The 13683-nt window shown below is 42.6% G+C and carries 11 protein-coding genes; 6 read left to right on the plus strand and 5 right to left on the minus strand.

Annotated features, from left to right (window positions below; translation table 11 throughout):
* Positions 1-331: 331 nt before the first annotated feature.
* A complete protein-coding gene (locus tag F6K18_RS28925; protein WP_287525978.1) occupies positions 332-859 on the plus strand; it encodes a hypothetical protein in 528 nt (175 codons plus the stop codon).
* A gap of 275 nt (positions 860-1134) precedes the next feature.
* On the opposite strand, the gene F6K18_RS28930 is transcribed toward F6K18_RS28925, so the two are convergent.
* The 5 genes from F6K18_RS28930 to F6K18_RS28950 all read right to left on the minus strand — a co-directional run bounded on the left by F6K18_RS28930 (position 1135) and on the right by F6K18_RS28950 (position 8554).
* Complete coding sequence (locus tag F6K18_RS28930; protein ID WP_287525980.1) at positions 1135-1263, minus strand: hypothetical protein; 129 nt, start codon at positions 1261-1263, stop codon at positions 1135-1137.
* 120 nt (positions 1264-1383) lie between these two features.
* Positions 1384-1968, minus strand: a complete 585-nt coding sequence (locus tag F6K18_RS28935; protein ID WP_287525981.1) for a hypothetical protein — start codon at positions 1966-1968, stop codon at positions 1384-1386.
* A gap of 273 nt (positions 1969-2241) precedes the next feature.
* Positions 2242-3702: a DUF1254 domain-containing protein gene (locus F6K18_RS28940; RefSeq protein WP_287525983.1), complete on the minus strand. Its 1461-nt coding sequence runs from the start codon at positions 3700-3702 to the stop codon at positions 2242-2244.
* A gap of 293 nt (positions 3703-3995) precedes the next feature.
* The gene (locus F6K18_RS28945) at positions 3996-6518 is read right to left on the minus strand and encodes an arylsulfatase (protein WP_287525986.1); all 2523 of its coding nucleotides are present in this window, start codon (positions 6516-6518) and stop codon (positions 3996-3998) included.
* Positions 6519-6796: 278 nt separating this feature from the next.
* Complete coding sequence (locus F6K18_RS28950) at positions 6797-8554, minus strand: arylsulfatase (RefSeq protein WP_287525989.1); 1758 nt, start codon at positions 8552-8554, stop codon at positions 6797-6799.
* A 632-nt stretch (positions 8555-9186) separates the two neighbouring features.
* Between F6K18_RS28950 and F6K18_RS28955 the strand changes: the two genes are divergently transcribed.
* The 5 genes from F6K18_RS28955 to F6K18_RS28975 all read left to right on the plus strand — a co-directional run bounded on the left by F6K18_RS28955 (position 9187) and on the right by F6K18_RS28975 (position 13513).
* On the plus strand, positions 9187-10188 hold the full coding sequence (locus tag F6K18_RS28955) for a helix-turn-helix domain-containing protein (protein WP_287525992.1): 1002 nt from the start codon (positions 9187-9189) through the stop codon (positions 10186-10188).
* Positions 10189-10473: 285 nt separating this feature from the next.
* A complete protein-coding gene (locus F6K18_RS28960; protein ID WP_287525995.1) occupies positions 10474-11496 on the plus strand; it encodes a helix-turn-helix domain-containing protein in 1023 nt (340 codons plus the stop codon).
* 324 nt (positions 11497-11820) lie between these two features.
* Positions 11821-12288: a hydrogenase maturation protease gene (locus tag F6K18_RS28965; RefSeq protein ID WP_287525998.1), complete on the plus strand. Its 468-nt coding sequence runs from the start codon at positions 11821-11823 to the stop codon at positions 12286-12288.
* A gap of 350 nt (positions 12289-12638) precedes the next feature.
* Positions 12639-12902 carry a hypothetical protein gene (locus tag F6K18_RS28970; RefSeq protein WP_287526000.1) on the plus strand — a complete coding sequence of 88 codons (264 nt, stop codon included), beginning with the start codon at positions 12639-12641 and terminating at the stop codon, positions 12900-12902.
* Positions 12903-13186: 284 nt separating this feature from the next.
* Entirely contained in the window at positions 13187-13513 is a 327-nt protein-coding gene (locus F6K18_RS28975) for a hypothetical protein (protein WP_287526003.1), read from the plus strand.
* Positions 13514-13683 lie beyond the last annotated feature (170 nt).

The raw sequence follows: 13683 nt of genomic DNA on the forward strand, positions 1-13683 counted from the left end.
TGGATGGAAAGGTGTAAAAGCTTGACTAAAAATTTTGTTTGCGCAGCATTCGGCAGGAAAAGAACTCTGGAAAATGCCACAGCCAAGATTAATCTTTGTTTGATTCGACTGATGCTTAACAGGTTGGCGATCGCGACTTAGTATAATCTTGGACAGAAAAGATACGGTTAGGGGTTCTATAACAACTGATGATCTGAACTGGATATTATCTGTAATTTTCAAGTTTCACAAAACGGCAACTAAGGAATGAGAATTAAATAAGATCCAAAAATAGACTCAGTAATGATAGGCTGATTGTCATACAATTTTAACTTCTAATTATATTAATTCTATGAATCCTTATTCTGAAAAAGTAGAGCAACAAATGAAAAAACTGTATAACTCATTATCGGAAAAAGATCGTCGTCGCTATGCTGGGATAGAAGCGCTCAAACTGGGATGGGGTGGAATCAGTTATATTAACCTACTATTTCGGTGTGACTACTACACAATTCCATTGGGAATAGATGAACTTGATGATTCTTCAGCAATGAGTATGAGTAAGGTGCGTCGTAGTGGAGGAGGAGGTAAATCAGCGATATCAAGCATAGAAGGACTAGACGAAGCATTTTTCAAAGTCATTGCTGAACATACAGCAGGTTCACCAACGAATGAACAACTCAAATGGACAAATTTAACTCGACAAGAGATTAGTCAACTCTTAAAAGAGGAAGGCATAACAGTCAGTGTTACAGTTGTAGACCAACTGTTAACAAAGCACAACTATCGCCAGGGTCAAGCCCAAAAACGTATAACAATAGATGAACATCCCCAACGGAATCAACAATTTGAAAACACTGCTCAACCACAAGTGTCATAAATTATGGATCTTATTTAATTCTTGTTCCTAAACCAGTTCCGATACCCACATCCAGGATTTTTGTTCGGGTCTCTAAGATTAGTGCCAGTGAGTTAACAAAGGCTTGATAATCCTAATAACCTGCTTGCATCAATAAATCATAAAATTGAGCAAGTTCTATGTATTCATTCTGCTTTCTAATAGTAGCTGAAGAAGCTTGATCTATATTCGACATATTTTTGTTAGTCCTAGTTTGTAAGGTTTATCATTTTCTTTGTGGGTTTAATGCCCCACCGTCAACGGGGGTGTTCAAAATTACTTGGGGGAGCGAATCCATAAGTAATTTTCCTCCTGTCTCCAGTATAGCTGTCTCCTGTCTCCTTCTTCAATGTTCCGAGTAAGGAGGGTGAGCATTGCTCACCCAATTGGGTCACTCAATCCGCCCCATCGAGACTAAATTCATTAGCTACTTAGGCATTCGATTCGGCTGTTGGATGACCTGCGTTTTTTCCTACCTCATGGGTAAGTCCTGTGAATAGCGATCGCTATTTGCTTGAATAATGTTTCTCAAGCTGCTGAATGATTATGTCCCAGAAGTCTTCATTACTCATATCTTCCGAAGTTGGGATGCGCTCCATTGAATCTCCAAGCTCCACTTTCACAGTGTGAATCGTCCCGTCGGACTCATCGAACTCAAAGGGAGCAAAATCAGCATAGTCTAGGGAAACCGGTGCCCCCAGATCCGTGCCCACATCGAAGGTTTCACTGGCACTGAAGGCTCCGATGACGACTTGTTCGATAGTGATTGGGTCAGCGACTTCATCACCATCCACTCGTATAACCACTTCACCTGTAACCACTTCACCTGATTGCTCTAAACTCTCAATGGTTGTTTCTACTTCAATGGTGTGATGACCATCAGAGAGCGGTGCATCTGATGCAGCCTTATAACGATCTAGGAGCAGCATATTGTACTCGTACTTGAGAATTCCGTCGTCCATAAACAAGCTCACACCGCCACCGGAACCTCCCAAGGCATAGAGAACGCCGGAAGCATTTTTTTTCAGATCGACATCGATCGTAACCAGGTTGCTTTGACGACCTAGACCCGGTGCAGTGAATTCAGGCATACGAGTTGTGCCTTCATCAAAGACCCAGCTAGTGTAGGGACTCGCGATCGCTCTCAACATTCGGTTCAAAAACATCGGTAAAACCTAATAAGAAAGAGTTAACAAAATTCGGGACGCATCCCAAAATGCGATCGCCTCTTGCCAATGTATCGGGGAGCAATCAGAACGAAGTAGGCTGTTTTGTCCACCATAAAAGAATATTGGCAACGAGATTGGCGATCTAACTGGTTAGTTAATCAGGGCGAACAAAACCCACTCTATCGGTAACGACAGTTAGCTCGCACCACCAGAAGGTTCGGCAGGACCGAGATTCTCCAAACTGGGGGGTTCCCAGTACTGAGACAATGCTGGGTAGCCCGGTAAGTAGAGACGCATGAACATAAAGAAATCTCCTTCGGGTGCGGGTAGCCAGTTGGGGCAATCCTCCTGACTGGAGCAAACGCTTGGCAGGTCATGCTGGATGTAAATTGTGGTACTACCATCCTCAGCCTTGTTCATGCCACTTCGGTCTCCCACTAAGAAGCGATCTATCGGATTCGCGACCAGGGTGCGATCTGGGTTATACATGGTGATTGACCAGAAAGCTTCCACCTCAGGTTCTTGACCATCCTCGAATTTTAGTTCATAACGGTTTGCCCCGGTCAGCGGATTGTCATCCCCATCCAGCGATACATTCATGTAAATTGCCTCAATCGGATCGTTGCCAACGAAACCAGCTTCGGCCTGAATTGCACGAAACAACCAATTCCCTGATAATGAGGGTCTACCTGTATATGGAGGTGGGTAGTTCCACCCATTAACCTGGTTCTGGGCATACCCGTTAGCAAAGGCATCCCTGATAATCTGTAAACCATCGACAGCAGCGCGTGCAAGACCGCGCTTGGTACTCTCACTTTGGAGTTCCACATCTAACCCAGGCCCAACGCCAATACCCTTGAATAAATCCAGCAAAGCAGTATCTGCGGGATCAGGCGGATTGTCAACCATAGCGCGATTGATGTTCTTCCAGTCCACAAGGGGATCGTCGGAGGAATCGTCAGGTTCCAAGAGTTCGGGCCATACTAGTTCTGGAGCAGCAGAATTGTTCCACTGAGACAGAGGTGTCAACTTGTACTGGTTTTGAATGTCATATAGCTCATTTAGGTTGCCTGTTTGCCGTTCTTCCTCTTCCACCAGAGTTCGCCCGAAGAGATATGCCCAAGGCGTAGTGGAAAAACCTTCAATTTTCTGTACATTCTCAGGCAGCTCGCCTTCCCAATTAGGACCAACAATGGCATAGTTACCCGCTTCTGTTCCAGTGGCACGTTCACCCACATAGGCAAAATTATCTCCCCGGTAATCAACCATCTCAAATGTGTAATACCGAGACATTTTCGGTACGGACAAAATCAGGGGTTCGCCTCCGAGATAGAGAACTGCGTGAGAATATAGGGTGTCGTTGTTAGGGGCACCACCGCCTCCAACAAACTCATCATCCCTTAGTTCCCGGTAGTGGAAAAACTGGTTGACTGTGCCATTTTCACCCGTCATACGAGTCCAGTAAGCGTCTGACATATAGGCCCAAGGAAAAGCATAAATATACGCTTGCACCCCGAGGCTGTAAGCATATTCTTCTTCCCAATCAAAATCGGCTGCCATCACAGGAGGAGTAGCAGCACTCAGTAAGAGAGAGATGGCGATCGCTACTGCTACTACTCCTTTCAAAATCCGGTGCAAAAGACCGTTAAAAAACATAGATAAAATCTCGTAAAAGGGGTTAACAAAATCTCAGGCCGCATCCCAAAACACAATTTGGATAGCCTTGGGATGGCCTGTAGAGTCCCGATCGCTTGCTCGGAACCCTACAGGCTGAATTAGAGACGCAATAGTTCATCAATCAATGGTTTGTAATAGGTTTGATTTGAGTTTAGCGAACATGATAAAGAGGGAAATATCCCGGCTGACTATAGCCGGAATGTTGAGTTAAAACCGTAGGTTGGGTTGAGGAACGAAACCCAAACTACACTCTGAATATCGAATAGCGATCGCTATTTGTTGGAATAACGTTTCTCAACCTGCTGAATTATTGAGTCCCAAAATTCTTGATTCCCCACTTTGATTTCAGGTTGATCGGGAGGCAAATCAACCGTCACGTTATTTAAGGTTCCAGTGAAGTCAAAGGGCATTTCATCAAAATAGTCTTCAATTACAGGTGTCCCTGTATCAAAGCCCACATCGAAGGTTTCGTCCTGGCTAAATTTAACTGGGAGACTTTTCTCAACGCGACCTTGACCAATCTCAGTGTACTCAGTATCTGGAGTATCAGTTTCCTTAGCATATAGAGTAACTGTTGCTCCAGCTTCAGGTTCCTCACTATCGGTAATATACTCTGCCTTAAAGGTAACTTCGCCTGTCGGTAAAGGGCTAGTGGACTTTATATCATAGCGCTCTATCCCGGCAAAATTGTAGTGGTAAACCAGTTGATCATCCTTGATGAATAGTCCAAAACCGCCAAAACGTCCCCCTATAGTGAGTAGTATCCCTTTATCACCTGTGTTAAAGACAACATCTGCTGTAATGGTGTGGCTCTTGCCTTTCATGTCAGGTGCTGCCGTTTCCCTGGTGCGGAAATGATCGGGATAGGTGTTGGTGCGACGGCCAGTAAGAGTCGGGCGATTGGACTCATCAAATCGTTCGGTTTTGCTGTCATCCAGAGGAAAGACGTTGTATTTAGAGGCTTCAGCATAGAAGAGCTTAATCATTTCATCTAGCTTGTCTGCATTCTCAGGGTCAGCAGCTAGATCGTTGGCCTGGGAAAAGTCTTCATTAATGTTGTAAAGCTCCCAGTTCATGTGCAGCACATCAATGGAGTCGTCGTTTTGGTCAAGCCAAGGCTCACCCCGCATGGCACTAGCCATCCAGCCATGATCGTAGATCCCCTGGTTGCCCAGCATCTCAAAATATTGGGTGGTATGAAGAGTCTCAGCATCCGCATCATCAAAAGTATACACCAAACTTGTGCCTTCGATGGGCTTTTGATCAACCCCATTAACTTTAACTGGAGCCGGAATACCCACGGCTTCTAAAATAGTCGGGAAAATATCAATGATGTGACTGAACTGGTAGCGGGTAGTACCAATGTCCTTAATCCGATCTGGCCAAGAAATTGCCATGCCGTTGCGAGTACCGCCAAAGTGGGAAGCAATCTGTTTTGTCCACTGGAAGGGTGTATCCATTGCCCAAGCCCAAGCAGAGGGGAAGTGATTATAGTGCATCTGCCCACCGAGGGTATCCATGGCGGCTAGTTTGCTATCAAGGGATTCATCCAAGCCATTGAAAAAGGTTACTTCATTCAGAAGTCCTTCAATACCTCCTTCAGCACTGGAACCGTTATCGCCAGCGATGTAGATAATCATCGTGTCATCTAATTCACCTATCTCGTCGATCGCATCAATAACTCGACCGATCTCCTCGTCGGTTTGCTCGGTAAAAGCGGCACAAACTTCCATCATCCGGGCATATAATGCTTGTTCATCAGCCGTTAAAGAATCCCAGGCGGGTAAAGACTCAGGACGAGGGGTTAGTTGAGCATCTTGGGGAATTACTCCTAACGCCTTCTGTTGAGCAAAGGTTTGTTCGCGGTATTGATCCCACCCCATAGCGAACATACTTTCCCCGTTGTGTTCTGCCTTATATTGGTCATATTTGTCGAGCCATTTTTGGGGAACTTGGTGAGGGGAGTGGGTAGCACCAGTGGCGAAATAAGCCAGGAAGGGTTTTTCCGGTATCAGGACTTTTTGAGTCTTGATGTAGTTAATCGCATGATCGGCTAAATCAGTGGTGAAGTGATAAGGCGAACCATCGGCGTTGGTTGCCGGGGGTTCGACACGGGTTGTATTTTCAATTATGGGAGGGTGGTATTGGTCACTATCGCCCCCGATAAACCCATAGAAGTAGTCAAACCCTAAGCCTGTGGGCCAATGTTCAAAGGGTCCAGCTTCCGTGGCTTCCCATTCTGGAACGTTATGGTTTTTGCCAAACCAGGCAGTGCCATAACCATAAGCCTGAAGGACTTTGGCAAAGGTGGCGGCATTTTGGGGAATAATGCTGTTATATCCAGGGTATCCCGTTGAGCCATTACTCAGGGCACCAGTGGCTACGGAGTGGTGGTTTCGTCCAGTGAGTAGAGCCGCTCGTGTGGGGGAACAGAGTGCAGTGGTGTGGAATTGCGTGTAGCGCAAGCCGTTGTCTGCCACCCGATCCATCGTCGGAGTGTTAATCATCGGGCTACCAAAAGTACCAAATTGTCCATAACCTACATCATCCAACATCACTACTAGGATATTGGGAGCATTTTCGATACCAAAGGTAGAAGGCAGTTTCAGTTCCGGTATATCGGGTAGAGAGTCGGGAACGGTTAGCCCAACTTTACCCGCAAATGGGGCGTCGGGATGGGGTAGAATTTGCTGTGCCATTACTGGTGGAACAGTTGTTGTGAGGAGGAGAGAAGTGGCGATCGTAAACACCACAATCCCTCTCACCATCCGGTTCAAAAGACCGTTAAAAAACATAGATAAAACCTCGTAAAAGGGGTTAACACAATCTCAGGAACATCCCAAAACACAACATGGATAGCCTTGGGATGGCCTGTAGAGTCCCGATCGCTTGCTCGGAACCCTACAGGCTGAATTAGAGATGCAATAGTTCATCAATCAATTTGTTGTCATCAGTTTTCCAGGGCAATAATCCTATGAGGGTGGGTAATACCCACCCTACAGATGAACAGCTAGTCAGCCATACTCACGTCAATCTCATCAATGATTTTCGGTCAAAATCGAAGCTAAATAGACTACTGCAAACCCTGATTCGTCAACGCATCAAGTTGCTCGGCCATATTCTTGAGGGCCTGCTTGGTTTGTTGATCCTTGATACCCTCAACGGTATCGTCAATCACATTCGACAAATTAAAGGATTTTCCACTTTGTACTGGGGGATATTGAATCAAGCTTTGAAGATGTTCGCCTAACTTTTCGCTCATCGGTTGGAAAAGCCATGACACTTTTTGCAGAAGGTGTCCGTAAGCATCTGACGTGTCATAGCTTTCAAATGGGTCCATCCGCAGATTAAACAATAGGGGCATAGTACGAGGAACAAGATTGGCGTAGTAGTCTTCTTTGGTGGAAAAGTGGAACTTCCACGGCCCCATTCGCACTCCGGCCAAGATACTTTCGTAATAGTTGAACAGTAAGTTGCGGTTCGACTTGTCCGTCTTGCCAGTCCAGTAATCAAGATTGTTAACCCCATCAATGTACTGATGTTTTTCATAGTCCATCTTCTGTACTACATCAGGTACACCAGCCGCAGCAGCAAGGGAGGTGAACATATCTTGGTGAGCCTGAATTCCATTGAGTATCTGACCAGGCTTGATCATCTCCGGCCATCGAAGCATGGAAATTACACGAATTCCACCTTCGTAAGTGGTCATTTTTTCACCTCGGAAGGGTGTGGTTGCCCCATGAGGCCAGGAAGAATGTTCGGGGCCATTGTCTGTGGAATACCAAATGATGGTGTTATCATCTACACCCATATCTTTAAGGGCATCCAGGACAACACCGATATCATGATCATGCTGAAGCATCCCGCTACCGTGATAATCAGCTTCACTGGTATAGTCTTCGGCTGCATAACGCCATTCGTCATTTAGCCGACTGTAAAGGTGCATACGGCTGGTGTTCAGCCAGACAAAAAACGGTTTATCCTGATCCTTAGAATCTTGCATGAACTGGAGTGCTTTTGGAATTACTTCCCCTCCATCAAAATCCTTCATTCGCTCTTGGGTAAGAGGACCAGTATCCTCGATAGTTTGATAACCCACGACTCCAAAACGAGGATCTATGGCATTATTAAAAGTATCTGTGGCAAAGGAGTGGATTACACCTCGTGTGCCAAACTTATTTTCGTAGGCTTCTAGGCTACCCGAATACTTCTCACCGAAGTTTTGATAGTCTCGCTGTTCAGCTTCTTCTTGGGTATTGAGGTGGTAGAGATTACCAAAAAATTCGTCAAATCCGTGGACAGTCGGCAGATGTTCATTACGATCGCCCAGGTGGTTTTTACCAAAATGACCAGTTCTGTAACCCTGCTCCTTCATAACTTCCGCCAGAGAGGGTGATTCTGCTTTCAGTCCAAGGGTATCTCCAGGTTGTCCCACGGTAGTCATACCAGAGCGGATGGGATACTGGCCTGTAATAAATGCTGCTCGTCCGGCTGTGCAGCTTGGCTGGGCGTAGTGATCGGTGAAGCGAATCCCCTCGAAACCAATCCGATCAATATTTGGCGTGGTATACCCCATGGTCCCCATACCGTAAGAAGATACGTTCTCCCAACCAATGTCATCTCCCCAAATCACGAGAATATTAGGATGAGATTTTGCTGTCTCTGTGTCTATCAGTTGCGATTGTGCTAGTGCTGAACTAGGCAAGATACCGCAGATCGAAAAAACAGTGATTAGGAGAGACAATGTAACTGCCTTAAATCCTTGTCGGATCGTTTTTTGCGTTGGCAGTAAACGCAATATTTTGGCGCTGTTGCGCCTATATTTCAACATAGAAACCTCTTATGCTCAGGTTGTATTCACTAATGTTAAACCAGTTGATGTTATCACCCATGATCCAAAGAATGTTGGGTCAGGTTGTAGTTTTTTGGGCTAAAGCTGCGGCTGTTGGGAACTAAGGCAAAATGCCTGACACCACAAGCAATAGGGAGATCGCCATAGTAACACCCATTTTCATGCAAAGAATCACAAAAATGATCTCCTTAATTAATTTTCATATAGCTTCAAAAACTTATCTCACACTTAAAAAGCTTTCACCAGTTCAGCAATCAGCTTTGCTGATAGCTAGTTAAACAGGGACAAAAAGCTGCAATGAAAGAAGTTTGATGGCCATTGGTGATTCCGTGAGATGGACTTTAGAGTTCCAAGTAAGCGATCGGAACTTTATCAGTTGGACACCCTTGAATTGATTTATCGAATTAGGGGTTATACCCACTCCATAGCACAACGGAGCAATCCGAAGACTCGAAAATTAGTTTAATGGTAATCTATCATTTTGGATAACCAAAAATTCCAACTTTTTGAGTTATAGAAATTGATAAACTAAGTCAAAAAAAAAAATAAGTTTTACTTATATTTATTTGATTGTTTTCTATTAATGGACTGGAGCAAAAAGCACTTTATTGATGGATAGAAACAAGAGTAAAATTACGCAAACTAAAAATAATTCTGCGACGGGCAATCAGAAAATTGTCTCCAAATTCTTTACAGATATAGATGGTTTCAAAGAGTTTGTTGCCTATTCTGGGCTGGAAATAATACAACTTACTCCTGGCTCTCTTGAAGCTAGTTATTTTTCAATTCAGGTTGGTGACATCCATTTCATATATGCTCAGGCAAATCAAGGGACTCAAGCTTTTGGTAATAAATTGAAAGAATACTACTCTTTTGCCATCGTCTGGTTTGTGAATTCAGGGGAACCTTACACCTTCCGTCACCCCATCAAGGCTCAAACGACTCTTTTTGGCTTCAATGAAATGGCATTTGACTTTGTTTTTCAAGGTGGAGCGATCACAGAGATTTCTATCCCTTTGAAAACTTTTCATACTTATGCAGACAAACTACAACGCCACGATCTAGACGATAAATTCCTGACTAAAAATCATGTGAATTTATTACCAACTGGGATGAAAGAAATTAAAGATTACCTGAAACAACTATTTTGGTTAGCAGTACACGAACCTACTTGGTTACAAAAACCTGATATTGGGAAACTCGTTGCTGATGATTTCGTGCCTTTGTTAATTAGTCATATTCCCATTAAGTGCAATTCCAAGAATTTCATGAAACCTTCTCGAAGAGGAAAGTTGATTACTCAAGCAGAGAAAAAAATCTTAGGGCACTTAGATCAACCCCTAACGTTAAAACAGCTAGCTGAAAATTTAAAGTCTAGCAGTTCTGCCTTATCCTATGGTTTTCAGGACTTATTTGGTATGAGTCCCATGCGTTATCTGAAGGTGCGACGACTCAATGCAGTACGACAACACCTGAAAGCAAGCAGTCCAGAAAGTTGTATAATCGCTACCCTCGCCAGTCAATTTGGGTTCTACCACCGAAGTCATTTTACTAAAGATTACAAAGCCATGTTTGGGGAGTTGCCTTCAGAAACGTTGGGAAAGAAGGCATAAAGAACTGCAATAGTTGGACGCAAAGAGGTAAGAATCACCCTTAATCACGTCTACTGCTACTGCACCCTCGGCGGTTTTTTTGGGATCAAAACTTTCAGCTTGCCTGATACCTTCTGGATTAACGCTATAAGCGATATCCTTTCATTCAACCCGATACCAGTCGGCAGTACATTCCCAAACGTTACCGTCATGTCATACATACCGTAACCATTCGCTGAGAACGAACCAACAGGAGCAGTTCCCAAGTAGGTATCTGCTTTCGTATTTAGAAGAAGTGCTGCAAAAATGAGTAACATTATAGATTTAGACAAAAGTAAAATTACCCAAACTCAAGATAATTCTGAGACAAGCAATCATAATATTGTCTCCAAATCATTTACAGATGTGGATGGTTTCCAAGAGTTTGTTGCCTATTCTGGACTAGAAATAATACAACTTACTCCTGGCTCTCTTCAAGCTAGTTTTTTCTCAATTCAGGTTGGTGAAATATATTTCATATATTGTCAAACAAATCAAGGGACTCAATCTTTTGGTGAGGAATTGAAAGAATACTTTTGTTTTTCTATCGCCTGGTTTGAGAATGAAGGAGAAATTTACTCCTACCGTCACCTTGTCAATCCTCAAAGGACTCTTTTTGGTTTCAATAAAATGGAAGCAGATTTATTAGTTTCTCAAGGTGGAGCGATAATAGAGATTCATATCCCTGTCAAAACTTTTGATACTTATGCAGACAAACTACAACGCGACGATATAGACGATAATTTGCTGAGTAAAAATCATGTGAATTTATTACCAACTGGGATGAAAGAAATTAAAGATTACCTGAAACAACTATTTTGGTTAGCAGTACACAAACCAAATTGGTTACAAAAACCTGATATTGAGAAACTCGTTGCTGATGATTTCCTTCCTTTGTTAATTAGTCATATTCCCATTAAGTGCAATTCCAAGAATTTCATGAAACCTTCTCGAAGAGGAAAGTTGATTACTCAAGCAGAGAAAAAAATGTTAGGGTACTTACAAAAACCCCTAACCTTGAAACAGCTAGCTGAAAATTTAGAGTCTAGCAGTTCTGCTTTATCTTATGGTTTTCAGGACTTATTTGGCATGAGTCCCATGCGTTATCTCAAGGTACGAAGACTCAATGCAGTGCGACAACACCTAAAAGCAAGCGATCCAGAAAGTTGTACGATCGCTACCCTCGCCAGTCAATTTGGGTTCTACCATCGAAGTCATTTTACTAAAGATTACAAAGCTATGTTTGGGGAGTTGCCTTCAGAGACCTTGGCAAAACACTACAAAAGTTAGCTTGAGTATTGAGCGATAAATATATTCGGAATCTAAAGTTTTTCTTATAATAATTATCTTTTTAACAATTTAATGCTACTGTTTGCCTCCCAATATATTTAGTAGACAGAGCGATCGCCAAAATTATCAAATTCTCTTGCCTCACTCACAACAATAACTTAACTTCTGACTTTTGACTTTTGAATTCTGACTTCTAACTTCAAATATATGTTACTAGGTTACAAAAACGGTTGAAAAAATGGGTTAGTGTTGAGGACGTAAAGTTAATAAGCTAGACAAAATCTACTTTTCAGCACATCTAATACCCCACTTAACAAATAAATAATGTTGACAATTATTGGTTGCGGTAATCTTAACCGTAGTGATGATGGGGTAGGAGTAATTATTGCTCAACGCTTGCAGCAATATCTGACTGAACATCCTCATCCAAATGTCCGGGTTTATGACTGCGGTACTGCGGGAATGGAAGTGATGTTTCAGGCACGAGGAACTCAGCAATTAATTATTCTGGATGCTAGTGCTACCGGTTCTGAACCAGGTGCAATATTTAAAGTTCCTAGTTCGGAGTTGGAAGCACTGCCAGAACCTAGTTATAGTTTGCATGATTTTCGTTGGGATAACGCTCTAGCGGTGGGTCGAAAAATCTTTCGGGAGGATTTTCCTGAAGATGTAATTGTCTATTTAATAGAAGCTGAAAATTTGGATTTTGGTCTAGAACTTTCTTTTGTAGTTCAGCGTTCTGCTGAGAAGGTTTTTCAAGAACTTATATCAACTTTGGCGTTGGTAAATTAGGGTATGATATTAATCTTAATTATTTAGGAGTCAGGAGTCAGAAGGAAAGAAAGAAGAAGAAAGAGTAGTAGAGGGAGAAAGTTTTTTGTTTGCGCTCTTATCCGGACAAGACATCATACCTCAAATCACCAACGCCCAAAATGAATTTAACATTTTGGCATTAGGAAACACAGAACAGAAAATATAACTGAGTAGTAAATATACAAAGATTTTTCCCTATCTACTCTACTTAGTTATTAATAGCTGGAAGTTGAGAATTAGGAGTTGGAGATTTGTATTTTTACTTTCTTCCTATCTGACCTTTTTCTTCTTCCTTAAACTTAGCACAAACTTAACACAAGGAAATTATCATGGACGAACAAAGAACAGAACAATATTATGAATTAATTGATAAATTAGTGCAATGTCCTAATGGAAAAGAGCCTGATGTTTTAGATGAAAATATTGAATTAGTTGATGCTGGTTTTGTGTCAGTTTTAATGCAAGTTGGTCAAGCACAAATTCATCATGGCAATCAAGATGGAGCTAAGTTTTTATTCCATCTTGCTCGTGAATTAGCTAAACAATTAGGATTATATCCTGACCCTGAAGCTGCTACAACACCTGCTCATTGAAGAAGGAGTCAGGAGTCAGGAGTCAGGAGAATGGAGTCAGGAGAATGGAGTTGATGGGTATTCTCACCCTACCAACCGCATTTGCACCCCTGGTGACGGTGGGGTATTAAACCCATAAGGGTTAACGAAGTCAGAAGTTAACCCACCCCTAACCCAACCCACCCCCGCCCCTCCCAGGAGGGGAAATAGGGGATTTGAGCTTCGCTCCAAAAATATTTCGCTTTAAAAAGCGGGGTTGCGCGACCCATATTATTTTGATAAAGATCATGTAGATAGTTAATGTTATGTTTTCTCAGACAGAAGCAGAAAAATTAGCCATTAATTTTTTGGGGAATGATTGGGAAATTCCCCAGGCAGAACAAGAGTGGTTTACTATTAGAAATACGAAACAAGAGCCTAATTGGTATATTGTGGAAGTAGCAATAGAAGGATATCCTGATTATTGGATTCTTCAGGTTTATGATACGGGTGAATGTGACCCTTGTTATACTTTTGTCTCTCCTTTAAGTGGTTCTCAAGATACAGATGATTTGCAGGAATTACCAGAATCTATTGCTAATATGATTAGCTTTGAGCGTAATTCACAAATGTCTCAAACAGCAAAAGTTTGAATATACAGCGTTTCCCGTTGTTATGAGGTACAAAATTTTAGGTTTAAGGGAACAGGGAACAGGGAACAGGGAACAGGGAACAGAAAAGAATAAAAACAACCGTACATCATAGCTTCGGAAACTGCTGTAAAATACTAAATCAAGTTCGATATCTTGGGAATATTAATAGT

It is taken from the genome of Okeania sp. SIO2C2, from assembly GCF_010692625.1.
GTDB lineage: Bacteria > Cyanobacteriota > Cyanobacteriia > Cyanobacteriales > Microcoleaceae > Okeania > Okeania hirsuta.

Bases quoted from the DNA above. Each gene is read 5' to 3' on its own strand.
- F6K18_RS28925 (WP_287525978.1), top strand. From the start codon at position 332: ATGAATCCTTATTCTGAAAAAGTAGAGCAACAAATGAAAAAACTGTAT.
- F6K18_RS28935 (WP_287525981.1), bottom strand. From the start codon at position 1,968: ATGCCTGAATTCACTGCACCGGGTCTAGGTCGTCAAAGCAACCTGGTT.
- F6K18_RS28940 (WP_287525983.1), bottom strand. From the start codon at position 3,702: ATGTTTTTTAACGGTCTTTTGCACCGGATTTTGAAAGGAGTAGTAGCA.
- F6K18_RS28945 (WP_287525986.1), bottom strand. From the start codon at position 6,518: ATGTTTTTTAACGGTCTTTTGAACCGGATGGTGAGAGGGATTGTGGTG.
- F6K18_RS28950 (WP_287525989.1), bottom strand. From the start codon at position 8,554: ATGTTGAAATATAGGCGCAACAGCGCCAAAATATTGCGTTTACTGCCA.
- F6K18_RS28955 (WP_287525992.1), top strand. From the start codon at position 9,187: ATGGATAGAAACAAGAGTAAAATTACGCAAACTAAAAATAATTCTGCG.
- F6K18_RS28960 (WP_287525995.1), top strand. From the start codon at position 10,474: ATGAGTAACATTATAGATTTAGACAAAAGTAAAATTACCCAAACTCAA.
- F6K18_RS28965 (WP_287525998.1), top strand. From the start codon at position 11,821: ATGTTGACAATTATTGGTTGCGGTAATCTTAACCGTAGTGATGATGGG.
- F6K18_RS28970 (WP_287526000.1), top strand. From the start codon at position 12,639: ATGGACGAACAAAGAACAGAACAATATTATGAATTAATTGATAAATTA.
- F6K18_RS28975 (WP_287526003.1), top strand. From the start codon at position 13,187: ATGTTTTCTCAGACAGAAGCAGAAAAATTAGCCATTAATTTTTTGGGG.